At 68.7% G+C, this 23,243-nt stretch carries 22 protein-coding genes and 2 pseudogenes; 14 read left to right on the top strand and 10 right to left on the bottom strand.

Translation table 11 applies throughout. The features are described from left to right. Positions 1-101: 101 nt before the first annotated feature. From A5767_RS09065 to A5767_RS09055, 3 genes are all read right to left on the bottom strand, one after another. On the bottom strand, positions 102-893 hold the full coding sequence (locus A5767_RS09065) for an FAD:protein FMN transferase (protein WP_033096735.1): 792 nt from the start codon (positions 891-893) through the stop codon (positions 102-104). 97 nt (positions 894-990) lie between these two features. Further along, on the bottom strand, positions 991-2,613 hold the full coding sequence (locus A5767_RS09060; protein ID WP_033096736.1) for an acyl-CoA dehydrogenase family protein: 1,623 nt from the start codon (positions 2,611-2,613) through the stop codon (positions 991-993). Positions 2,614-2,617: 4 nt separating this feature from the next. Further along, complete coding sequence (locus A5767_RS09055) at positions 2,618-3,280, bottom strand: TetR/AcrR family transcriptional regulator (protein WP_024103164.1); 663 nt, start codon at positions 3,278-3,280, stop codon at positions 2,618-2,620. A 59-nt stretch (positions 3,281-3,339) separates the two neighbouring features. On the opposite strand from A5767_RS09055, the gene A5767_RS09050 reads away from it, so the two are divergent. Together A5767_RS09050 and A5767_RS09045 are read left to right on the top strand one after the other, a co-directional pair. Further along, positions 3,340-4,563, top strand: a complete 1,224-nt coding sequence (locus A5767_RS09050; protein WP_064852121.1) for a hypothetical protein — start codon at positions 3,340-3,342, stop codon at positions 4,561-4,563. A gap of 55 nt (positions 4,564-4,618) precedes the next feature. Next, on the top strand, positions 4,619-6,145 hold the full coding sequence (locus tag A5767_RS09045) for a carboxylesterase/lipase family protein (RefSeq protein WP_064852120.1): 1,527 nt from the start codon (positions 4,619-4,621) through the stop codon (positions 6,143-6,145). Positions 6,146-6,151: 6 nt separating this feature from the next. On the opposite strand, the gene A5767_RS09040 is transcribed toward A5767_RS09045, so the two are convergent. Genes A5767_RS09040 through A5767_RS09030 form a run of 3 tightly spaced genes read right to left on the bottom strand, consistent with a single transcriptional unit; the run spans position 6,152 to position 7,799 of the window. Beyond that, positions 6,152-6,478, bottom strand: a complete 327-nt coding sequence (locus A5767_RS09040; RefSeq protein ID WP_006551553.1) for a cupin domain-containing protein — start codon at positions 6,476-6,478, stop codon at positions 6,152-6,154. 35 nt (positions 6,479-6,513) lie between these two features. Further along, positions 6,514-6,999, bottom strand: coding sequence for a dihydrofolate reductase (locus tag A5767_RS09035; RefSeq protein WP_006551554.1), 486 nt, complete (start codon positions 6,997-6,999; stop codon positions 6,514-6,516). Next, the gene (locus A5767_RS09030) at positions 6,999-7,799 is read right to left on the bottom strand and encodes a thymidylate synthase (RefSeq protein WP_006551555.1); all 801 of its coding nucleotides are present in this window, start codon (positions 7,797-7,799) and stop codon (positions 6,999-7,001) included. The genes A5767_RS09035 and A5767_RS09030 overlap by 1 nt, the downstream gene beginning before the upstream one ends. Before the next feature lie 73 nt (positions 7,800-7,872). Here A5767_RS09030 and A5767_RS09025 point away from each other — a divergent pair, with 73 nt between their 5' ends. From A5767_RS09025 to A5767_RS08995, 8 genes and pseudogenes are all read left to right on the top strand, one after another. Next, complete coding sequence (locus tag A5767_RS09025; RefSeq protein WP_006551556.1) at positions 7,873-8,739, top strand: Fpg/Nei family DNA glycosylase; 867 nt, start codon at positions 7,873-7,875, stop codon at positions 8,737-8,739. A 10-nt stretch (positions 8,740-8,749) separates the two neighbouring features. Continuing rightward, positions 8,750-9,406, top strand: coding sequence for a tellurite resistance/C4-dicarboxylate transporter family protein (locus A5767_RS09020; protein ID WP_231913152.1), 657 nt, complete (start codon positions 8,750-8,752; stop codon positions 9,404-9,406). 164 nt (positions 9,407-9,570) lie between these two features. After that, positions 9,571-12,399: an ISL3 family transposase gene (locus tag A5767_RS22570; RefSeq protein WP_197483224.1), complete on the top strand. Its 2,829-nt coding sequence runs from the start codon at positions 9,571-9,573 to the stop codon at positions 12,397-12,399. Continuing rightward, positions 12,359-13,019, top strand: a pseudogene (locus tag A5767_RS22565) (ISL3 family transposase). The gene A5767_RS22570 and the pseudogene A5767_RS22565 overlap by 41 nt, the downstream one beginning before the upstream one ends. 10 nt (positions 13,020-13,029) lie before the next feature. Further along, a pseudogene (locus tag A5767_RS09010) lies at positions 13,030-13,473 on the top strand (tellurite resistance/C4-dicarboxylate transporter family protein); the annotation flags it as partial. After that, positions 13,470-13,964, top strand: a complete 495-nt coding sequence (locus A5767_RS09005) for a hypothetical protein (RefSeq protein WP_006551561.1) — start codon at positions 13,470-13,472, stop codon at positions 13,962-13,964. The pseudogene A5767_RS09010 and the gene A5767_RS09005, both read left to right, overlap by 4 nt. Further along, on the top strand, positions 13,961-14,608 hold the full coding sequence (locus A5767_RS09000) for an alpha/beta hydrolase family protein (RefSeq protein ID WP_019289864.1): 648 nt from the start codon (positions 13,961-13,963) through the stop codon (positions 14,606-14,608). The genes A5767_RS09005 and A5767_RS09000 overlap by 4 nt, the downstream gene beginning before the upstream one ends. After that, positions 14,605-16,263 carry a sensor histidine kinase gene (locus A5767_RS08995; protein WP_006551563.1) on the top strand — a complete coding sequence of 553 codons (1,659 nt, stop codon included), beginning with the start codon at positions 14,605-14,607 and terminating at the stop codon, positions 16,261-16,263. The genes A5767_RS09000 and A5767_RS08995 overlap by 4 nt, the downstream gene beginning before the upstream one ends. A gap of 25 nt (positions 16,264-16,288) precedes the next feature. Here the strand turns inward: A5767_RS08995 and A5767_RS08990 are convergent, their stop codons facing one another. Beyond that, entirely contained in the window at positions 16,289-16,936 is a 648-nt protein-coding gene (locus A5767_RS08990) for a response regulator transcription factor (protein WP_033096942.1), read from the bottom strand. A gap of 185 nt (positions 16,937-17,121) precedes the next feature. Between A5767_RS08990 and A5767_RS08985 the strand changes: the two genes are divergently transcribed. Continuing rightward, positions 17,122-18,045, top strand: a complete 924-nt coding sequence (locus A5767_RS08985) for a nitroreductase family protein (protein ID WP_039583966.1) — start codon at positions 17,122-17,124, stop codon at positions 18,043-18,045. A gap of 17 nt (positions 18,046-18,062) precedes the next feature. Then, the gene (locus A5767_RS08980; protein ID WP_006551566.1) at positions 18,063-18,332 is read left to right on the top strand and encodes a hypothetical protein; all 270 of its coding nucleotides are present in this window, start codon (positions 18,063-18,065) and stop codon (positions 18,330-18,332) included. A 27-nt stretch (positions 18,333-18,359) separates the two neighbouring features. Here the strand turns inward: A5767_RS08980 and A5767_RS08975 are convergent, their stop codons facing one another. The 3 genes from A5767_RS08975 to A5767_RS08965 form a co-directional block, all read right to left on the bottom strand. After that, positions 18,360-19,271 (bottom strand): universal stress protein, encoded by a 912-nt coding sequence (locus tag A5767_RS08975; protein ID WP_006551567.1) that lies wholly within the window; start codon positions 19,269-19,271, stop codon positions 18,360-18,362. 25 nt (positions 19,272-19,296) lie between these two features. Continuing rightward, positions 19,297-20,337 (bottom strand): LLM class F420-dependent oxidoreductase, encoded by a 1,041-nt coding sequence (locus tag A5767_RS08970; protein WP_006551568.1) that lies wholly within the window; start codon positions 20,335-20,337, stop codon positions 19,297-19,299. Between the two features lie 73 nt (positions 20,338-20,410). Continuing rightward, positions 20,411-21,319 carry a universal stress protein gene (locus A5767_RS08965; protein WP_064852119.1) on the bottom strand — a complete coding sequence of 303 codons (909 nt, stop codon included), beginning with the start codon at positions 21,317-21,319 and terminating at the stop codon, positions 20,411-20,413. Positions 21,320-21,465: 146 nt separating this feature from the next. Between A5767_RS08965 and A5767_RS08960 the strand changes: the two genes are divergently transcribed. Further along, positions 21,466-21,909: an RrF2 family transcriptional regulator gene (locus A5767_RS08960; protein ID WP_064852118.1), complete on the top strand. Its 444-nt coding sequence runs from the start codon at positions 21,466-21,468 to the stop codon at positions 21,907-21,909. Positions 21,910-21,963: 54 nt separating this feature from the next. After that, on the top strand, positions 21,964-23,187 hold the full coding sequence (locus A5767_RS08955; protein ID WP_006551571.1) for a globin domain-containing protein: 1,224 nt from the start codon (positions 21,964-21,966) through the stop codon (positions 23,185-23,187). Positions 23,188-23,243: the final 56 nt, after the last annotated feature.

The following is a 23,243-nucleotide window of genomic DNA, read 5'->3' as shown; positions in this document are numbered from 1 at the left end:
CGGCGACGAGATCCCCGACACCGGCGACGCGTCCACCGACCACCTGATCGAGGTCTACCGCACCCTGCGCGACGGAGCCTGACCGCATCCTGCTCGAGAGATCAAGCAGCCTTCGGATCGGACCAGGCCGTGGTGGTCCGGACCCGTCCGTGCGTGTCGACGAGACGCGCCGGCAGGTCGTACTGTTCGAGCCACGACAGGGCTCCGATGCCCCGCTGCAACGCCGTCGCCGCGGCCGCATGAGCCCACACCGCGTCGGGAGCGATGACGCTGACGAGACGCCACCGCTCGGGGTCGGCGACGTCGCTGGTGTGCGACGCCATCGCCGATCCGGCCGGCAGTTCGACCGAGCCCCGGTCCGGGAGCGGCACCTGCCATCCCCCGGCAGGCGCGTGCCCCGCGGTGGCCATCACGTCGCCGATGCGCACGAGCGCCCCGCATTCGAGCAGATTCGCGACGAGCGCCGCGGAGTAGTCGACGGTGTCGGCCACGGCCGTCGCGCCGAGTTCGAGACTCACCCCGAAAGGAGCGAGCACGATGTCTCCGTCGATCTGCACGTCGCGGTAGGTGGGGATGGGATGGATCGGCGGGATGGCTCCGGCATCGACGGAGGCGTCGTCGGAGTCGACCGGGGTGATGGTCCCGCCCGTCATGCGGGCCGCCCACAGCGCCGACCGCACCATCGATGCCAGTCGGGGGCTCATCGTGACCGGAGTGCCCTGCGCGAGGTTGACGGAGTGGATCTCGGCGTCGCCCCGGCGGCTGTCGCTCACCGCCTCGGATTCGGCGACGACGCCGCGCACGATCATGCGGGCACGGTGCAGTGCATGCGGCTCGGTCACCGCGAGTGCGATCTGCCGACCCCACTCCCACCATTCGTTGCTGCCGATCATGACGGGCTCCACCCGTAGTCGATTCCTCGCAGGACGTATTCCAGTATGCCCTCGACCTGAGACGGGTGACAGCGCCGCAGGATCGGACCCGCCCTCGTCAGACCCGGTCGAGGATCGCGGCGGTGTCCACGCCGGTCGGCAGTGTGCCCATCGCGATGCCCCAGTCGTCGTCGAGCCGACTGCGGCAGAACGCCTCCGCGACGGCGGGATGTCCGTGCCGGACGAGCTGCGCGCCCTGCAGGGCCAGGGCCATGAGCTCCACGACCCGCCGTGCCCGGTACTCGGCGTCCTCGAGGTCGGCGAGTTCCTTGCCGATCCGGGCGATGGCCGAATCGAGCCGCGGATCGGCACCTTCCGCAAGCCTGACCTCGGTGAAGAACGCCTCGACGGTGTCGGGTTGCCGCGCCATTGCACGCAGCGCGTCGAGTGCCGCGACGTTGCCGGATCCTTCCCAGATCGACATGAGCGGCGACTCGCGATAGAGCCGCGGCATGCCCGATTCCTCGGCGTAGCCGTTGCCGCCGAGGCATTCGAGGGCTTCGGCGGCGACCGCGGGTGCCCGCTTGCACACCCAGTACTTGGTGACGGCCAGCGCGATGCGGCGCAGGGCGGCCTCCTGCTCGTCCCCGGCGGCGCGGTCGGTGGCCCCGGCCAGACGCATCATCATCGTCGTCGCGGCATCGGACTCGACGACGAGATCGGAGAGGACGTTGCGCATGAGCGGCTGGTCGACGAGCAACGCGCCGAACGCCTTCCGGTGACGGGCATGGTGAACCGCGCGCAACGTCGCGACCCGCATGTTCACGGCCGAGCCGATGACACAGTCGAGTCGCGTCATGTTCACCATCTCGATGATGGTGTTGATGCCGCGACCTTCCGGGCCGACGAGCCAGCCGATCGCGTTCTCGTACTCGATCTCGGAGGAGGCGTTCGACTTGTTGCCGAGCTTGTCCTTCAGCCGCTGGATGCGGATGGCGTTGCGGGTGCCGTCGGGCAGGACGCGCGGGAGCAGGAAGCACGACGGTCCGTGCTCGGTCTGCGCGAGCGTGAGGAACAGGTCGGACATCGGCGCGGACGTGAACCACTTGTGCCCGACGATCGTGTACGAACCGTCGGCGTTGGGGGTCGCGGTGGTGGTGTTGGCGCGGACGTCGGAACCGCCCTGCTTCTCGGTCATCGACATCCCGGCGATCAGGCCACGTTTCGTGGAGGGTTCGCGCAGCCCGAAGTCGTAGTGCGGCGCGGCCAGCAGCGGCTCGTAGCGCTCGGCGAGTTCGGCGTTGTGGCGCAGCGCCGGGATCGCGGCGTAGGTCATCGAGATCGGGCACATGTGCCCGGCATCGGTATGCCCCCACACGTAGAACTTCGCGGCACGGGCAACGTGCGCGCCGGGACGCGGGTCGCGCCAGGGTGCCGCGTGCAGGCCGTTCTCGACGGCGACGGTCATCAGGTCGTGCCAGTGCGGATGGAACTCGACCTCGTCGACGCGGTGGCCGTAGCGGTCGTGGGTGTGCAGCACGGGCGGATACTCGTTGGCGAGCCGCCCCCAGTCCTGGGCACGGGCGGTGCCGGCGAGGGCGCCGAGTTCGCGGACCTCGTCCTCGGCCCAACTCGCCCCTTCGCGGCGCAGTCCTTCGAGGAGGGCGGGGTCGTCGGCGGCCCCGTAGGGCTCGAGGTCCGGTACCTGGTTGAACACTTCGTGGGTGGCGGGGAAATTCACGGCTTCACTCCTGAGTCGTTCCGGAAGGCAGATGCCCCGCCGCTCGCAGTACGAGGACGACGAGGTCGGGGACGGTGGATCCGGCCGCGCTGTCTCGAAGGCGACCGTCGGCCGCACTGTCTCGAAGGCGACCGTCGGCCGCGCCGGGGAGGCGACCGGTGAGCACCTCACCGACAGCCCCGACGAGCGCCGCGGCGGTGAGCTCGACGTCCTGTTCGGGGAATTCACCGGTCTCGACGCCGTGGCGCACGGCGTTCGCGAAGGCCGCTGCGAAGGCGCGGCGCAACACGAGTCGTTCGGCGTCGACCGCGGCGTCGACCGGTTCGGCGAGCAGGGCGTAGGCGAGGGTGGGATTGCGCAGCGCACGGCGAGAGAAGGTGTCGACCACCGCGGTCACCCGGTCGGCACCGGATCCGGTTGCGGCCGCGGACGTCACGGCCTCGACCTCCCGCTCGCACAGTTCCCGGAAGATCCGCACCATGAGATCGGACTTGTCGACGTAGTGCCGGTAGACGCTGCCGGTGGCGACGCCGGCCCGTTCGGCGACCGCCGAGACGGACAGTCCGCTGTATCCGCGTTCGCTGAGCAGAGTCACGGCGGCAGCGGCGATCGCCTCGCGCTGCGCGTCGAGTCGCTCCTGCACTGCGGGTGTCCGACGGTACGCCACACCAAGGATTGAACCTCGGTTCAGTGCTTCGGTCAACGGTCGGCGCTACGGTCGGGATTGTGAATCGCCTGAGCGTCGTGGACGAGATGTTCCTCCACCGCCACAAAGGAACCGGCCTGCCGTCGGTGATGCAGGGTCTGTGGCGCACCGACGAGACCGTGGACGCGACCCTGTTGCTGTCCCTGCACGACGTGCTGTCCGAAGGCCCGCTCGGTCGCCGTGTGGTCCGTCCCCGGGTTCCCGGCGCACGCCCCCGCTTCGAACCCAACACGCACGTCCATCCACTGCGCTATCCCGCGACCCCCATCCCCGACGACGACCTCCTCGCCTGGGCCGACGAGCACGCGAACGTGGACGTCGATCCCGAGCTCGGTCCCGGCTGGGCGGTCGCCGCGACCCGACTCACGAGCGGCGGCACCGCACTGTCGATCGTGTGCTCGCACGTCCTGACCGACGCGCGGGGATTCGTCCGCGCGGTCGCTGACGCGCTCGCCGACCGGCCGCGACGACCCGACCCCGGTCACCAATCCGACCTACGCGATGCGATGCAGTTGTTCCGGAAGGTCGGCAGCGGGCTGCGCCGCGTGAAGTACACACCTCGCACGGAGAAACCGCCCGCGCCGCAGACGGTGCACTCGCGACCGCGCACCGCGCTCGTCGACGTCGACGCGGCGCAGTGGAAGGCCGTCGCGGCCGCGGAGGACGGCAGCCCGAACGCCCTGCTGCTCGCCGTGTCCGCCGGTGTCGCCCGGCGCGCCCGCATCCCGTTCCCCGTGCGCATCTCCGTTCCGGTCGACGACCGGAAGGAGGGAACCGTCTCCAACGGCGTGTCGATGGTGGGGATCACCGTCGACGACGGCGACACGCTCGCCTCCATCCGGGCCCGCGCCGCGCACGCCTATTCGCAGCCGCGGGAGGGCGCGCCGCACAACATGCCGGCCGAGATCCTGCAACTCCTCCCCGACCGGATCGCCGCCCGCGTCGCGCGCGGTGCCGGTGAGCGGGACCTGTTGTGTTCCAACATCGGCGCGGTGCCCCGCGAGCTCACCACGCTGGGCCCGTACCGCACCACCGGGATCGCGATGCGCGCCATGCACCCGGGACTCGACACCCGGCCGGCCCGCACCACGACCCGCCTGTCGGTCTACGCCTGCCACACCGACGAGCGGTACACCCTCGCGTTCGTCGCCCTCGACGAGGAGCGCTTCCCCGACACCGCGACGCTGCGCACCTACGTACGGGCAGAGCTCGCGGGCCGAGGCCTCGAGCCCCACTTCTGGTGACGTCGACGGTGGACACGGCGGCTACCGTGACGCCCCGTCACGTACAGTGCGGAGCATGACGCCCGAGACCCACGTCACATTCGCCGACGGAACCGTCCGCGGCACCCGGCTCGGCGGCCTCCTCGCCTGGCGCGGCATTCCCTACGCCGCTCCCCCGGTGGGCCCGCTGCGGCTGCGGGCGCCGCAACCGGTCGAGCCCTGGACGGGAGTGCGCGATGCGACGCAGTTCGGAAATGCCGCCCCGCAGCGTCCGCGCTACGCCGAGACCGGTCGTCGCGGGGTGCGAGTGCGTCCCGACGAGGACTGCCTGACCCTCAACGTGCTCGCCCCCGCCGCTCGGGTCCATGCACCGCGACCGGTCATGGTGTTCATCCACGGCGGCGCCTTCACCCTCGGCACGAGTGCCCTGTCGGTCTACGGCGGCGAGTCGCTGGTCCGACGCGGCGACGTAGTCTACGTGTCGATCAACTACCGCCTCGGAGCGCTCGGCTATCTCGACTTCGGGTCCTTCTCCACCGATTCGGTCCGATTCGATTCCAATCTCGGTCTGCGCGACCAGGTGGCGGCACTCGAATGGGTCCAGCGCAACATCGCGGCCTTCGGCGGCGACCCCGACAACGTGACGATCTTCGGCGAGTCCGCCGGCGGCACCTCGGTGACGACCCTGCTCGCGACACCCGCCGCGCGCGGACTGTTCTCCGCCGCGATCGCACAGAGCCCGGCGCCGAATCTCGTCGTCACCTCCGACCGCTCGGCCGAATGGGGCCGGAAGTTCGTCGAACTGCTCGGTGCCGATCCGGATACCGCCGCGCAGGCGCTGCTCGACACCTCCCCCGTCGAACTCGGGCGGGTGGGATCGCGCCTCGGGGCGCAGGTACTGCGCGCGACTCCCGGTCTGCATCCCTTCGGCCCGGTCGTCGACGGCGATTTCGTTCCGCTCCAACCGCTCGAGGCGTACGAGACGGGCGCGGCGCATCCCGTTCCGCTCGTGCTCGGGACGAACGACCGCGAAGGTGCACTGTTCCCGAAGTTCCTCGACGCGCTGCCGACGAACCCTCGGCGGATCGACGCACTGTTCGCCGCGACCGATCCCGAGGCGAAGGATCGCATCACGGGGATCTATCCGGGATATCCGGACGAGCGTGCCGCGATCGATCTCGGCGGCGACCTCACCTTCTGGTATCCGTCCGTGCAGTTCGCGCAGGCACATTCGCGTTTCGCGCCGACCTTCATGTACCGCTTCGATCTCGCGCCGCGAGTGCTGCGCTGGACGGGCTTCGACGCGACGCACGCGGTGGAGTTGCTCGCGGTCTTCGACCAGACCGACGAACCGCTCGGCCGGGCGCTCACGGCACTCGGTGGGCGACGCGGCCTGCGGACGGCCGCCGGGGCGATGCAGCGCCAGTGGCTGAACGTGGCCCGGCACGGTGAACCACTGCCGTCGTGGCCACCCTACGACGAGAAGGACCGCGCGACAGTGATTTTCGACGAGGTCACGCGCATCGAGCACGATCCGCGTCGCGAGCGCCGACTCGCGTGGGAGGGCTACCGCGGGTACACCGCTCCGGCACCTGTGCAGTAAGCGCCGCTACTTGGCGACGGTGAGCAGGAAGGCCACGTCCTCGATGGCGCTGACGCTGTGCCGGACCGGCGGGATGATGATCATGTCACCCGCCGAACCCTTCCACACGTCGTTGCCCGCGACGAGCTGGAGCTGACCCGACAGCACCTGCAGGGTCGCCTCGCCGGGGCTGTCGTGTTCGCCGAGTTCGTGGCCGGCGAGCAACGCGACGACGGTCTGCCGCAGGTGCTTGGTATGCCCACCGAAAACCGTCTGGGAGCTGCGTCCGCTGCTGGACGTCGCTGCGAGTTTGAGCTGCTGCCGTGCCATGGCGGTCAAGGAGAGCTTGTCCATGTACCGCAGTATCGCTCAGATGCCGCCGCGAGAACTCAGCTTCGGGCGTACCGGATCCAGCGGAACCTGATTCCCTTGGTGGACGTCAGCCATTCTCCGGGATCCGCCACCCACTCGGGCCCGATCGGAGGTGCGGTCGCATCTCCTGCGACGTCGAGGTCGACCTCGGTCACGAGCAGCCGAGTCGCGAACGGCATCGCCTGCGCGTAGATCTGGCCCCCACCCATGACGACGACCTCGTCCTCACGGGCGAGTGTCAGTGCGTCCTCGAGGCTCATCGCGGTCTCGGCGTCCTCGGCCGACCACTCGACGTTTCGGGTGACGACGATGTTCCGGCGTCCCGGCAGCGGCCGGAATCCGACCGGGAGCGAGTCCCAGGTGAGCCGGCCCATGATCACCGGCTTGCCCATCGTGGCGTCCTTGAAGAACGCCATGTCCTCGGGGATGTGCCACGGGATGGTGTTCTCCCGGCCGATCACACCACCACGTGCCTGAGCCCAGACGAGGGTGACATCTCCCATCAGACGGCCACCGGCGCCTTGATCGCCGGGTGGTGCCGGTAGCCGACGACCTCGACGTCCTCGTAGCGGTAGTCGAAGATCGAGTCGCGCGGGTGCAGCTTCAGCGTCGGGTAGGGATACGGATCGCGGGTGAGCTGCTCCGTGACCTGCTCGATGTGGTTCGAGTAGATGTGGCAGTCGCCGCCGGTCCAGATGAACTCTCCCGGCTCGAGTCCGGTCTGCTGCGCGACCATGTGGGTGAGCAGCGCGTAGCTGGCGATGTTGAACGGCACGCCGAGGAACATGTCGGCGCTGCGCTGGTAGAGCTGGCAGCTGAGCTTGCCGTCGGCCACGTAGAACTGGAAGAAGGCGTGGCACGGCATGAGCGCCATCTTGTCGAGCTCGGCCACGTTCCACGCCGAGACGAGGATGCGCCGCGAGTCGGGGTTGGTGCGCAGGGTCTCGATCACCTGGCCGATCTGGTCGATGTGCTGCCCGTCGGGGGTCGGCCACGAGCGCCACTGCACGCCGTAGACCGGGCCCAGATCGCCGTCGGGTGCGGCCCACTCGTCCCAGATCGTCACGCCGTGCTCCTGCAGCCACTTGACGTTGGAGTCGCCGCGCAGGAACCACAGCAACTCGTAGACGATGGACTTCAGGTGCACCTTCTTCGTGGTGATCAGCGGGAAGCCCTCGGACAGATCGAAGCGCATCTGATGGCCGAACAGGCTCCGCGTGCCGGTTCCGGTACGGTCGGCCTTCTCCGCGCCGGTCTCGAGGATCAGGCGCATCAGGTCTTCGTAGGGCGTCGACACAGTCACGAGCGCAGTCTATCGGTGGCTCGAAGGTGTCCGTCGCCACCCGCGAACGGCCCGGCGACCGTAGCCTGTTCCCATGCCCGAGCTCCCCGAGGTGGAAGCACTTGCGGTGTTCCTGCGCGAGCACGCGGTCGGCAGCGTCATCGGACGCATCGACGTCGCGGCGCTGAACGTACTGCAGACGGCCGACCCGCCGATCACGGCGCTGCAGGGACGCGACATCACCGGAGCGGTGCGCTTCGGCAAGTTCCTCGCGATCGACTGCTCGGGGCTGCACCTGATCACGCACCTGTCGCGCGGCGGCTGGTTGCGCTGGCTCGACGAACCGTCGCAGACTCCCCCGAAACTCGGTCGCGGTCCGCTCGCCCTCCGCGTGCACCTGTTCGCCCCCGACGCGACGACACCGGCCTTCGATCTCACCGAGGCCGGCACGAAGAAGCGCCTCGCGGTCTGGATTGTCGACGATCCGCAGCAGGTGCCCGGCATCGCCCGCCTCGGCCCCGACGCGCTCGCCCTCACCCGCGACGAGTTCGCCGAGCTCCTGACCGACAGCACCTCGCGCCTCAAGACGTTGCTGATCGACCAGAAGATTCTCGCGGGCATCGGCAACGCCTACTCCGACGAGATCCTGCACGTCGCGCAGCAGTCACCGTTCGCGACCGCCGGACGGCTGACCGACGACGAGGTGACCGCGCTGTACGGGGCGATGCGGTCGGTGCTGACCGATGCCGTCACGCGCTCGGTCGGGCAGGACGCGGCGCGCCTCAAGGGCGAGAAACGGTCGGGGCTGCGCGTGCACGGCCGCACCGGTGAGCCGTGCCCGGTGTGCGGCGACACCGTCCGCGAGGTCTCCTACACCGACCGTTCGTTCCAGTACTGCCCGACCTGCCAGACCGGAGGGAAGGTCCTCGCCGACCGGCGGATGTCCCGCCTGCTGAAGTAGCGGGCACGCAGTGCAGGCCCCTTCCCGTCTCCGCGAAGAAGTCCGCATCCTCGCGCCGCGTTACTTCGCCTTCGTCATGGCCGGCGGAATCGTGTCCACCGGACTCCACCTCCGCGGTTTCCACCTCGCATCGGCCGTGCTGCTGATCGTGTCCGCGATCGGATACGCGACGCTGGTGGCCCTGTCGGTGTGGCGGTTCTTCGCGTTCCGCGACGAGGTCCGCGCCGATCTCGCCGATTCCGGACGGGCGTTCGGCTTCTTCACCTTCGTCGCGGGCAGCAACGTGCTCGGCGTACGCCTGATGATGGACGGCTGGCATTCCACCGCGGCCGTACTACTCGTGGGCGCGGCGGCGACGTGGCTGGTGCTCGGATATGTCGTCCCGTGGACCGCCGTGCTCGGCACGGCGGAGCGTCCCGTCCTCGCGAAGGCGAACGGAACGTGGTTCATCTGGGTCGTCGCCAGCGAGTCGGTGGCCATCGCCGCGGCCACGCTCCAACCGGTCTACCGCGAACTGGACCGGCTCCTCGCCGCCCTCGCGGTGTTCACCTGGGGCGTCGGGCTGTTCCTGTACGCGGCGGCCGGCGTCTTCGCCGCGGTTCGGATGTTGGAGTACCCGTTGCGACCCACCGACCTGACCGCCCCTTACTGGGCTCTTCGCGCTTGAGCGGGGTGCCCGGTAGTTGATGGGGCTCGTGGCCCCGACATGCTGTTGGTCTCTCACAACGCGACAACAGCGAGACCACGAGCATGAACGAGGGTACGTCAGTGCTGCTCGGGCTGGAGGACGAGTTCACCGTCCCGCAGCTCGAACGAATCGATGCCGACACGGTGCGTGTCGTCATCGAGGTCATCGACCCGGAGGGCGCCTGCCCCGAGTGCGGGGTGCTCACCTCAAGGATCAAGGAGCGGCCACTGGTTCGAGTCAAGGACTTGCCTGCCTCCGGCCAAAGAACCGATCTGTGGTGGCTCAAACGGCGCTTGGTGTGCCGCGAACCGGCCTGTGGGACAGCGACATTCACGCAGCAGTCCCGCGCTGCGCCGGCACGGTCGCGGCTCACGACCCGGCTACGAGAGAAGATCGGTTCGGCGATCGCGTCGGGCAACCGCGCCGTCAGCGAGGTCGCTAGCGAGTACCAGGTGGCGTGGTCGACCGCGCACCGGGCGCTCATCGCACTGGCCAACCAGTGGCTGCCCGAGCCGGAACCCACCCGCGTGCTCAACATCGACGAGACCCGCGCCCGGTCGGTGCGCTGGGTGCTCGAAGAGGCCGGCTGGACACGGTCGAACCCGTGGATGACCTCGTTCGTCAACGCCGACCCCACCCTGCCCGGGCACCTTCTCGGGCTGACCCCGGGACGCTCCGGGGCGTGCGTGATCGACTGGCTCGCGCTGCAGACACCCGCGTTCCGGGCCGGCATCGACCTGGTCGTGATCGACCCGTCCGCGCCGTACGCGGGCGGGATCCGCACCGCCCTGCCGGACGCGCGGATCGCAGTCGACAAGTGGCATCTCGTCGCCCTCGCCAACCTCATGGTCACCCAGGTCCGTCAACGGATCACCCGGCAACTGCACGGCCGCCGCGGCACCGCCACCGACAAAGTCTGGGCCAGCCGGCAACTGCTGCTCACCGGCTACGAGCACCTCACCGTGAAGCAAAAGGCCCGGTTCAACGCCGCCCTCGCCGCCGAGGATCCGACCAACGAGATCGCCGCCGCGCATGCCGTCAAGGAACGCCTGCGCCTGCTGCCGGCCGAACACCAGCCGCACCAGATCCGGCGCAGGCTGTACGACTTCTACGACGCCGCCGCCCGCGCCGACATGGAGGAAACCAGCCGCCTGGCGACCACGATCGACACCTGGTGGCCAGCGGTGCTCGTCGCGCTCACCGAGGACGTGACCAACGCCCGCACCGAGGGCTTCAACCGGATCATCAAGCAAAACCAAGCGTGTCGGATGCGGCTTCACCAACATGGACAACTACCGAAGGCGCATCATGGTCCACATCGCCCTCACCCGAGGGCAGAGACCAGCAGCATGAAATCAGCACACGCCCCGCTCAAATGCGGAGAGCCATTTATCTCTGCAGTAAACGCCCGGCCCGTCTTCGGCGCCTCGTGCCACACATGCCTTCCCGCTCGGGTTGCGGCGGGCCATAATTCGCCTTTCACGTGCCCGGCTTGCCGTCTTCGGAGCTGGGCCTTGACACCCCTGCACCGGGTACCCCCGCATCAGTACCGCACCTGCCGCTGGGCAGTCGATGCATCACCTGTCCGAACGGAATCGACCGGCCCCACGCTGATCACTGCTCCCACACCGCCGAAGCACTTCAACCGATCCGTCACTGCAGCATCATCGAGAAGCCGTCCTCGACACCGGCAGGTCCCGGGCCCGCTGGCTGTGATGTCTTCGCGCTGGCGGCGTCGGCGGGGAGAGGATTTCGCAGTGAGCAGCACCGCTCTCTCCGGGATCGAGGCGACCACCGAATCCGGCCCGCGGTGCTGCACGAAACCTTGGGGCTCCATCGAGCCAGTGGCAATCGGCCCGTGGTTGCCTCACCATGGAGCGGTGACTGCTAAGCGTCGCCGATCCACCGCCGATCCTGCCGAACCCCTTTCCGATGCCGAGCTGCTCATCGGCCTGGTGGTCTCACCATCCCTGAGTGCGATGCTCGGCCCCGAGGTCACCACCTCGGTGCGCAAGATTTTGGTGCAGCGGTATCCGGGAGTGCGCTGGCAACTGAAGATGGCCGAAGACCGGCTGGTCGATCCACCCACCGAGACCTTGGACCTGCTGGAGGCGGCCCGAAACCGCGTGCTGGAGGAGAACTGGGATTTGGCCGTGGTGCTCACCGAGATCCCCCTGAAGACCGGCCGACGTCCGGTGCTCACCCAGCTCAGCCCCGTGCACGGGGTAGGACTGGTCTCCGTCCCAACCCTGGGAGCCGTGCACGTGCGGCAGAAGGTGCAAGAGACCACCGTGCACGTGGTCGGGCAGCTCCTGGGCTACGACGCCGAAGACCTCAACGCCCAGCGGGATCTTGCTCGAAGAGCCCACCAGCTGTCCACCGATCTCGACGAACGCCCGGACGACAACGTCGTGCAGTTCACGGCCCGAGTGCTGAGCGGCAACGTGCGGTTGCTGCTGGGCATGATCCGCGCCAACCAGCCTTGGGCCTTCGTGGCCCGGCTCTCCCGGGCGATGGTCGTGGCAGCGGCCACCGGCATGCTGACATTGGTGGCCTCGGACCTATGGGTACTGGCCATGGCCTACGGGCCGGTGCGCCTGGTCCTGCTGGCGGTGATGGCGATCGGGGCGGTGAGTGCCACCCTGATCCTGGGAGCCGACTTGTGGGAGCGCCCACGGCGGCGAGCCCAACGTGAGCAGGTGATCCTGTTCAATTTGGCCACCACCGCGACCGTGGCCATCGGGGTTGTGGTGTTCTACCTCGGCTTATTCATCCTGTCCTGGGTCGGCGCGCTGCTGCTCATCGACGAGCAGGTACTGGCCGGTGTCGCCGGTCACCCAGTGAACGCTTTGGACTACGCGAAGATCAGCTGGCTCACCGCCAGCCTGGCCACCGTGGGCGGAGCACTAGGAGCTGGACTGGAGGACGACGATGTGGTGCGCGCCGCTGCCTACACCCGGTCCAGCACCTGACACAGCCCCAGCACAGAAGAAACTGAAACATCTACGCGTTGATGCCACGTCTATGCAGGTGTCATTGCCGGTCGCGATGACTTGGTGGGCTCAGCGCAGTGCGCTGCCTCGTACTCGGCGGGTGGGGCGTTGCCGAGGCGGGTGTGCGGGCGGGCGCTGTTGTACCTGTCGATCCGGGATCCGCACCGCCCTGCCGGACGCGCGGATCGCAGTCGACAAGTGGCATCTCGTCGCCCTCGCCAACCTCATGGTCACCCAGGTCCGTCAACGGATCACCCGGCAACTGCACGGCCGCCGCGCATGCCGTCAAGGAACGCCTGCGCCTGCTGCTGGCCGAACACCAGCCGCACCAGATCCGGCGCAGGCTGTACGACTTCTACGACGCCGCCGCCCGCGCCGACATGGAGGAAACCAGCCGCCTGGCGACCACGATCGACACCTGGTGGCCAGCGGTGCTCGTCGCGCTCACCGAGGACGTGACCAACGCCCGCACCGAGGGCTTCAACCGGATCATCAAGCAAACCAAGCGTGTCGGATGCGGCTTCACCAACATGGACAACTACCGAAGGCGCATCATGGTCCACATCGCCCTCACCCGAGGGCAGAGACCAGCAGCATGAAATCAGCACACGCCCCGCTCAAATGCGGAGAGCCCCTTACTGGGTGTCGATGGGAGCGTGCTCGATCACCGTCGTGGCGGGTTCACGGATCGTCGAGATGGACGACGCACCGATGGTCGACGCGACCCGCGGACTGATCGCGGGCCTCGCCGTCGTCATCTGGGTCTTCGCGACGTGGCTGCTCCCCCCGCTCGTCGCGGCCGGTTGGTGGCGACACCGCGTCCACCGGGTGCGGCTGGACTACGACTCGTCCCTGTGGTCGATCGTCTTCCCGCTCGGCATGTACGCGATCGCGGGGATGTATCTGGGTCGCGCCGACGATCTGCCACTGGTCGGCGCGATCGGCGCCGCCGAATTGTGGGTCGCGGTGGCGGCCTGGGTCGCGGTGTTCGCCGCGATGCTGCACCGCATGTGGGTACGGCTCATACGGCCGGTCGAGCGCGACCGACGGTGACCGCCCGTGCTCGGGCCCGCCCCATCCCGCCGTACCAGCGGACGGCGAGCACGACAGCCAGGGCCACAGGCCTGGTCGCCGGTGCGGCCGGCGTGGCCGCCATGACCATCGGGGAGAAGATCGAGCAGGCCGTCACCGGGCGACCGAACTCCCACGTGCCGGGCCGCGTACTCGCACGGTTGACGGGCGCCTCGGAATCGGCCGGACAGCACTCGACCGCCCTGAACTGGGCGATGCACTTCGGGCAGGATATCGCCCTCGGCGTCCTGCGTTCGGTCATGGCCGAGGTGGGCCTGCGGGGGCCGCTCGCATCGTCGAAGTTCACCGTCGTCCGTCTGACCAACGACCAGATCCTCGAGAACGCGACCGGCGTGGGAGCACCCCCGCAAACGTGGCCCCGTTCCGAGCTGGCGATCGACGTCCTCCACAAGAGCGTCTACGGCTTCGTCACCGGTGCCGTCGCCGACGCGGCGGTTACCGTATCGGTGTGAATGTCGAACCGCTGGACACCGGCACCGTGGCCGGTCACCTGCATCTTCCCGAGGGCAGTCCGCGGGGTGCCGTCGCGTTGACGCACGGCGCCGGCGGCAACTGCGACGCCCGGATCCTGCAGCTGATGTGCTCCCGGTTCGCCGATGCCGGCTTCCTCGCCCTGCGCTACGACCTGCCGTTTCGCCGTCGCAAGCCCAAGGGACCCCCGCAGCCGTCCCGCGCCGCGGAGGACCGCGAGGGTGTGTCCGCCGCGGCCGCGGAGCTGCGCGACCGCGTGTCCGGGCCCTTACTGCTCGGCGGCGTCTCCTACGGCGGCCGGCAGACGTCGATGCTCGCGGCCGACGAACCCGGCATCGCCGACGCCCTCGTCCTGCTGTCCTATCCCCTCCATCCCCCGGGCAAGCCGGAGAAGCTGCGCACCGAGCACCTGCCGAAGATATCGGTGCCCACGGTGTTCGTCCACGGCGACCGCGACCCCTTCGGTACCTTCGACGAACTGCGGGAGGCACTCGATCTCCTGCCCGCGGCCACGACTCTCATCGAGGTCACCGGGGCCGCACACGACCTGAGCCGCGCGAAGACGGATCCCTCGGAATCCGCCGTGTCCGCCGCGCTGCACCTGCTGGAAGAGAAGAAGTCATGATCGAACCCACCGACGTCGCCATCGACACGCTGCTCGCCGAGCTCCGCGACCGGCTCGACGATTCCGTCGACGCCCCGACGACCCTGCGCGGACTGCTCGAAGCGGTGCTCGTCGTGGGATCGGGTCTCGAACTCGACTCCATGCTCCAGCGCATCGTCTCCGCCGCGACCGCCCTTCTCGACGCCCGCTACGGCGCGCTCGGCGTGCGCGCCGCCGACGGTGGTCTGTCGGAGTTCGTGTACGTCGGGATCAATCCGACGCAGCGCGAGGTGATGGGCCATCTGCCCGAGGGCCGGGGCATCCTCGGTCTGCTCATCAACGATCCCCGGCCGGTCCGTCTCGGCGACCTGTCGAAGCATTCCGCCTCCATCGGTTTCCCGCCCAACCATCCGCCCATGAAGAGCTTCCTCGGAACTCCGATCATGGTGCGCGGCAAGGTTTTCGGCAGCATCTACCTCACCGAGAAATTGGGCGCACCCGAGTTCACCGAAGAGGACGAGGTGATCCTCAAGGTGCTCGCGATGTCCGCCGGTGTGGCCGTCGAGAACGCGCGCCTGTTCGAGGGCTCCCTCGACCGCGAGAGATGGCTTACCGCAATGGCATCCATCAACTCCCGGCTGTTGATGGGCGGGTCGGTGGACGAGACGCTGTCGATGCTCACCGGCCAGGTCCGCGAACTCGCCCGGTGTGCGGGCGCCTATGTGATGCTCGTCGACGGCCACCACGGCCGCCTGCAGGCCGCGTCCCCCGCGGCGCCGTGCGGGAAGGACAAGCGTTTCGATCTCACCGGATCGCCTGTGCTGAAAGCGCTCAAGAGCAGGCAGCCGATGCACCTCGATACCCTCGAGGGACTGCCACCGATGGAGCAGGGCGACGAAGGACACGCGGTGGTGCTGCCGCTGTCGGCGACGTCGACGGTCACGGGTGTGCTCGTCGCGACCCGCGAGGCCGGTACCGAACCGTGGGACGACGAGGACGTGGCCCGCTTCGAATCCATGGCGAACCTCGCGGCCGTGGCCCTCGAATTCGCCGAACAGCAACGCAAGAAGCGGTTGCTCGACGTGCTGGCCGATCGCGATCGCATCGCACAGGACCTGCACGACAACGTCATCCAGCGCCTGTTCGCCACCGGCATGAGTCTGCAGAGCGCGACCGCGGACGGTGCGGGTACCGAACGCGTCGTGGAGGTGATCCGCCACGCGATCGAACAGCTCGACCGGACGGTGCGCGAGATCCGCACGACCATCTTCGATCTGCACACCACCGGCGCGGCGGCGTCGAACAGTCTGCGCCGGAGACTGCTGGACGTGGTGGGCGACCTGAGCATCCACTCCTCGGTGGCGCCCAACGTGCAGTTCGTCGGACCCATCGACACGCTGGTGCCGATGCGCATCCACCCGCATGCCGAGGCTGTGCTCCGCGAGGGGCTGAGCAACGCGCTGCGCCATTCCCAGTCCGACAACATCTCGGTGTCGGTCTCGGTTCAGGACGACTTCCGGATCGAGATCCTCGACGACGGCACGGGTCTGCCCGACATGCCTCGCCGCAGCGGGCTGGCGAACCTCGAGCGGCGCGCCGTGCAGTGCGGCGGGTCGTGCGAGATCGGTCCGGCCCACCCGCGCGGCACCCGGGTGCTGTGGGCGGTCCCGCTCTGACGGAACGGGTCCCGCCCGCGTCGGACTAGGACGTCGGCTTGCCGCGCTCGTTGCGCAGCTCGGTGGCGAGCACCGCGGCCTGCGTGCGGCGCTGCATGCCGAGCTTCGCCAGCAGCCGCGAGACGTAGTTCTTCACGGTCTTCTCCGCGAGAAACAGCCGCTCGGCGATCTCGCGGTTGGTCAGGCCTTCACCGATGAGTTCGAAGACGGCGCGTTCCTGCTCCGACAGCTCGGCCAGTGGATCGGCCGTGCGCGATGCCCGGATCCGCTCCATGAGGGCGGCGGTGGCACGGCTGTCCAGCAACGAGCCGCCCTCGCCGACGGTGCGGATCGCCGAGACGAGGTCGGTGCCGAGGATCTGCTTGAGCACGAACCCCGAGGCACCCGCCATGATCGCGTCGAAGAGTGCCTCGTCGTCGGCGTAGGAGGTGAGCATCAGGGCGCGCAGACCCGGCATGCGGGTACGCAGCTCGCGGCACAGTTCGACACCGTTGCCGTCGGGAAGCCGGACGTCGAGCACCGCGACGTCGGCGCCGCTCTCGGGCACGCGGGCCAGGGCCTCGCCCACCGAGGCGGCCTCACCGACGACGGTGAAGTCGGGCACGCTGCTCAGCAGATCCACCAGGCCGCGCCGCACGATCTCGTGATCGTCGACGAGGAACACGCGGGTCATCTCGGGCACCTTTCGTTGACATGCTGTCCCGTCATTGTCCCAGGTGTACCGCGATACCCACGTCCTCGGGGCCGTTCGACACCCATCTGGGGACCTTCTCCCCCTGCCCCGCGGGCACCGCCCGGGAGACGCTGGAGGAGCAGAGGTGGACATGTGGGGACGAACGAGCCGACGCGGAGGATGTCGTGACTGTCGATGCCGGAACCTGGTCGCTCGGTGACACCGAGATCATTGCGCGTGCGGTGGTGGAGGCACCCTCGGTACACGACACGCAACCGTGGAATCTGCGACTGCCCGATCACAGCGCCGAACTGGAGGAACGCCTCGAGTTCGCCGAGCCGGGACCGGACCCGCTGCGCGTCGACCGGTTGATCTCGTGTGGCACGGCCCTCGCGAATCTCGAGCTCGCGATCCGGGTCCTCGGCAACCGATCGCGCACCTCCGTGCTGCCCGATCCGCAACGTCCGGAGCTCATCGCCCGGATCGAGACGCTCGGCTCGGGTACCCCGAGCAGCCGCGACCTGCGGTTGTACGCCGCCATCTCGCATCGGCGCAGCCATCGCGAATCGTTCACCGACATCCCGGTGCCGACGGCGACGCTCGCCGACGTCGTCGCCGCGGCCGGGGAGATACCCGACGTCGACGTGCGTCTGCTCGCCGCCGACGAGGCCGTCGCCCTGGCGCAGGTGCTCGCCTATGCGGCGGAGGCCCGCCGGCGTCACCCGCACTACCAGCGGGAGATGTTCTCGTGGACCTCCCACTGGCAGCCGCGCGGCAACGCCGAGGTGGTCACCACCTGGAGCGCGACCCTCGACGAACACGGCGCGGCCGGCGAGGCCATGGTCACGTCGGGGATCCCCGACGTCGATGCGCTGGCGGCGGCGATCGCGCGCGAATCGGTGCTGCTGTTCTCCGCCCCGTCCACCTCGCCGGCGGATCTGGTCCGGGTGGGCGCGGCGGTGGAGCGGTGCTGGCTCGCGGCCATCGATGCGCGATTGTCGGCGTCGGTCGTGACGCATCCGCTGCGGGTCGAGGACGCCGGTTCGCGCCTGGCAGAGATGCTCGACCTGCCGGTCGTGCCGCTGGTGATCCTGCGCGTGGGTTTCTGACGAGAAGAGAGATCGAGGTGACGATGAGCGCACCGACCGAGGATCCGATCGACGATCCGACCCGCGAGTTGTTCCGCACGGCCCTGGACATGGCACAGGCCGCCAAGGCCGGCAACGTCTCCGGGTGGCTGTCCGCCCGTTACGAGTGCGGGCGCGTCGAGGACGTCGCGTTCGTACTCTCGCAGATGCTCGGGGTGCTCATCGAGAACGGCGCGATCAGCCGCGGCGTGCATCCGGCCGACGCGTGGAGGGAACTGCGCGAGCGGGGCGTCGACGACTTCGGGTGACGCCCCGCATCGCTCCCTCGTCCGGGATCAGTCCTCGGTCTGCTTCGACCGGACGACGAGGACCGGACAGTCCGCGGTCTGGATCAGCGCATTGCTCGTGGAGCCGAGCAGCAACCCCTTGAAGCCGCCGCGTCCGCGGGTTCCGACCACGAGAAGCTGTGCGGCCTCGGCGTATTCGCTGAGCACTCGCACCGGCCGGTCGCGGGCGACGACACGTTCGACGGTGACGTCCGGGTACCGCTCCTGGTATCCGGCGAGACGTTCGGCGAGCACGATCTCCTCACCGGTCTGGATCCGGCTCCAGTGCGGGTCCTCCGGGACGGCGCCGAGCGAGGGCTGGACGCTCACGTCGCTCCACACGTTCACCGCGACGAGCGTCGCGCCGCGTGCGGATGCCTCCTCGAACGCGACCTCCACCGCGTCGCGGCACGAGACCGAGCCGTCGACACCGACGACGACGGGCCCCTTTGTCGGCGGCGCACCGTCGAAGGTGCGGCCCCGCACCACGACGACGGGCGCCATCGCGTGCGAGACGACCGCCGTGGAGACCGAACCGGCGAGCAGGCCCTTCACCTCGCCGAGGCCGCGCGAGCCGACGACGAGCCGGTCGGCGTGCTCGGCCTGTGCGATGAGCGTGGGAACGACCTTGCCTTCGAGCTGTTCGGTGGTGATCTCGACGTTCCCGTGACGGTTCTCGTCGATGATCTGCCGGGCGAGCACGGCCGCGTTGTCGAGCCGGTCGCGGGCCGTCGCCTTCATCTCCTCGTGGAAGCTCTGCGCGAGGTAGGGCTCGGAGTAGTAGAAGGCGGGGATGTGCACGACGGTGACGATGCGCAACGGCAGGCCGCGGATCGCAGCCGTCCGTGCCGCCCAGTGCACCGCGGTCGTGGACGCGTCGGATCCGTCGACGGCCACGACGATCGGCTTGTTCTCGGTCATCGCACGAGGAACCTTTCTCGGTGGGTCAGCCGCAGATCTGCCGCAGCTGTTCGATCAGTCGCACACGACCTGCGGTGTCGGCCGCGAAGGGGGTGACGTTGAGGGTGGTGACCCCGGCCTCCGCGAAGGCAGCGACTCGCTCCCGCACGAAGCCCTCCGAACCGATCAGGGAGATCGAGCGGAGCAGTTCGACGGGCACCGCCGCGGCCGCCTCCTCCTTCTTGCCGGCCAGGTAGAGCTCCTGGATGGTCTCGGCTTCCTTCGCGTAGCCGTAGCGGATCGCGAGGTCGTTGTAGAAGTTCTTGCCCTTGGCGCCCATGCCGCCGACGTACAGCGCGACCATGGGCCGGACCCAGTCGAGCATGTGGTCGACGTCGTCGCCGATGGCGAGCGGGGTCTGCGCGTAGATCTGCAGGTCGCCGAGTGCGGGATCGCGCTTGGCCTTGCCCTTCGCGATCGATTCGCCCCACACGTCGGCGGCCTTCTCCGGGTAATAGAACAGCGGCTGCCAGCCCTCGGCGATCTCGGCGGTCATCTCGACGTTCTTCGGGCCGAGCGACGCGATGATGATCGGGATACGTTCGCGCACAGGCTTGTTGATGATCTTCAGCGGCTTGCCGAGTCCGGTGCCGCGGTCTTCGGGCAGCGGGATCTGGTAGTACTTGCCCTGGTGGTCCACCTTCTCGCGGCGCCACACCTGCCGGCAGATGTCGACGATCTCGCGGGTGCGACCCAGCGGCGCGTTGTAGGGAACGCCGTGGAAACCTTCGATGACCTGAGGGCCCGACGCGCCGACGCCGAGCACGAATCGGCCGTCGGAGACGAAGTCCAGACCGGCCGCCGTCATGGCGGTGAGCGTCGGTGTCCGGGTGAACAACTGGAGGATGCCGGAGGCGAGTTCGACCCGGGAGGTCTTCGCCGCCAGATAGCCGAGCTGACTCACCGCATCGAACGAATAGGCCTCGGGTACGAACACGATGTCGAGGCCGGCCTTCTCCAGGTCGGCCACCTCCGCCGCGGTCTCCGCGAAACCTCCGCTGTAGTTCAGTCCCATCCCGATGCGCATGCGCCACCTTCGTCCCTGCTGCACACCCCCGTTCGGGGGCGCGATCGTCCATGTGCCCCGCACACTACCGCCGTCAGGAGGTGACCGGTCGCACCACCATCACCGGGCAGCGCGCCTCGCGCATGAGCGCGTTTCCGGTAGAACCGAGCACCATCCCCTTGAAGCCTCCCCTGCCGCGAGTCCCTACCACGACGAGCTGGGCTTTCTCGCTCCAGGACTGCAGATGGGCGCGGGGGCCGTCGACGTAGACCTTCCGGTGGACCGTCACGTCCGGATAGCGCTCGCCGTAGCCCGCGAGGCACTCGGACAGCAGGGAGTGCTCGTACTCCTCGAACGCGCGGGGATCGAAGTCGAGGGGCGACTCGTCGATCTCCCCGACTTTCAGGTCGCTCCAGACGTGGACGGCGACGAGGTCGACCCTGCGCCAGGATGCCTCCTCGAACGCCAGATCGACCGCTTGGCGGCTCGCGGGGCTGCCGTCCACGCCGACGACGACGGGTCGCTCGTCGGGGACGGGCCCTTCCGGTCCCCGCACCACGACGACCGGGCATTCGGCATGACCGGCGACGGAGACCGGGGTGGAACCGAGGAAGGCCTCCCCCATCTTGGTGCTGCCGGTGGCCCCGAGGACGATCATGCGCGACGTGCGGGACAGTTCGACGAGCCACTTGGCGCTTCCGGTGAGGGCGAGCTCGGCGGTGATCTCGAGGTTCGGCGCCACCGCCTCGGCGGTCTCTGCAGCCTCCTTCAGGAGTGCCTGAGCCTCGGCCTCGCTCCATTCGAAGACCTGCGAGGGGCGGAAGAAGGGAAGTTTTGTCCAACCCGAGGGTGCGAAGTCCACCGCGTGGACGAGATGCAGTGGGATCTTCCGGCCGGCCGCGGTGGCGGCAGCCCACCTCACCGCCCGCTCGGAGGCCGGGGAACCGTCGGCACCGACGGTTACGTGGTTGTGGTCGCGGGGTGCTTCACCGAGAGGTTTCACGTCCGTGAGGCTAGTCGGATCCGGTACGTCCGGATACGGACTTTGGTCATCACATCGGGATTCCTTCGGTGGCAATGCATTCCATCGACAGCGATGTGCGTCACATAAAATTGTCATCGCGGATGCGAATTTACTAGCGTAGGGCCATGCAACTCACCCGGTTCACCGATCTCGGACTGAGAGTTGTGATGCATCTCGTCGCCGGCCCGGCGGGGAGTATGCCTGGTACCAGAACGATTGCAAACCAGCTCGATCTGTCGTACGCACATACGACGAAGGTCGTCGCCCGACTCGGCGAGCTCGGGGTGGTGGCCACCCGCCGCGGACGCGGCGGAGGCCTGACCGTCACCGAACTCGGCCGCACGGCGAGCCTCGGATGGCTCACCCGAGCCCTCGAAGGTGAAGAAGAAGTCGTCGAGTGCGAAGGAGCGAAGCCGTGCCCCCTGCGTCACGGCTGCAACCTGCGCTCGAAGCTGCGTACCGCACAGGACGCCTTCTACGCCGCTCTCGACGACGTCACGATCGCCGACCTGGCGACCCCTGACGCCGGTCCGGTCCTGCTCACCCTCGAACCACCCACCGGCCGCTGACCCACGGCGAGGCTGCCGGTGCAGCCCGTCACGACACACACGAGGAGACACACCATGCCGCTCTCACCCGAATCCAAGGACGTCATCGCCGCGACCCTCCCGGCGGTGGGAGCCGCCATCGGCGACATCACCCCGTTGTTCTATAGCAAGATGTTCGCCGCCCATCCCGAGCTCGAACGCGATCTGTTCAACCGCGGCAACCAGAAGCAGGGTGAGCAGCAGAAGGCACTCGCCGGATCGATCGCGGCCTTCGCGACGCTCCAGCTCGATCCCGATCCCGCCCGTGTCGAGGCGATCCTGTCCCGCATCGCCCACAAGCACGCCTCGCTCGGCATCAAGCCCGACGAGTACTGGATCGTCCACAAGCACCTCTTCGAGGCGATCGTCGAAATCCTCGGAGAGGCAGTGACTCCGGAAGTCGCGAAGGCGTGGGACGAGCTGTACTGGCTGATGGCCAATACCCTCATCTCGATGGAGGCCGATCTGTACCGGGCCGCAGGTGTCGAGGCCGGCGACGTCTGGCGCACCGTCCGCGTCGCCGACCGCGTCCACCAGTCCGCCGACACCGTCTCGTTCGTGCTCACCTCGCTCGACGGTTCCCCGCTGCCCACCTTCCGTCCGGGCCAGTACCTCTCGGTCGGCGTCCGCCTCCCCGACGGCGCCCGCCAGATCCGTCAGTACAGCCTGTCGAGCGCACCCGCGAAGGGCGACTGGCGTATCACCGTCAAGCGGGTCCTGGAGACCACCGCACCCGACGGCACCGTGCTTCCCGCCGGTGAGGTGTCGAACTTCCTGTACAACAACCTCTTCGAGGGCGACGAGCTGGAGGTCACCACTCCCTTCGGCGATCTCGTGCTCACCGAGGACGACACCCCGATCCTGTTGGCGTCCGCCGGCATCGGATGCACCCCGATGATCGGCATGCTCGATCACCTCGCCGGCGTCGGCGACGAGCGTCCCGTCGCGGTCCTGCACGCCGACCGGTCGGTCGCGAGCCACGCCCACCGTCGCGAGCTCGAGACCCTCGCAGAGAAGATCCCGTCGGCCCAGCTGTACCGCTGGTACGAGGACCTCGGCAACCGCCGGCCGCTCGAGACGGTCCGCGTCGGACGCGCCGACATCTCCGATCTGCCGCTCGATCCGAAGACCCAGGCCTACCTGTGCGGCCCGCTGCCGTTCATGCTCTCGCTGCGCGAGGCTCTGATCGAGCGCAACGTCCCGGCCGAGAACATCCACTACGAGGTGTTCGGACCCGACAGCTGGGCGCCTGCCTCCTGATCGATCCGATCCGATCGCGGTGCCCCGGCCGAGTCGGCCGGGGCACCGCTGCATTC

Source organism: Rhodococcus sp. 852002-51564_SCH6189132-a (genome assembly GCF_001665495.1).
GTDB classification, from domain to species: Bacteria; Actinomycetota; Actinomycetes; order Mycobacteriales; family Mycobacteriaceae; genus Rhodococcus; species Rhodococcus pyridinivorans.
Note: the sequence above shows the minus strand (reverse complement) of the source record. Positions and strands in the feature narration are given on the sequence as shown.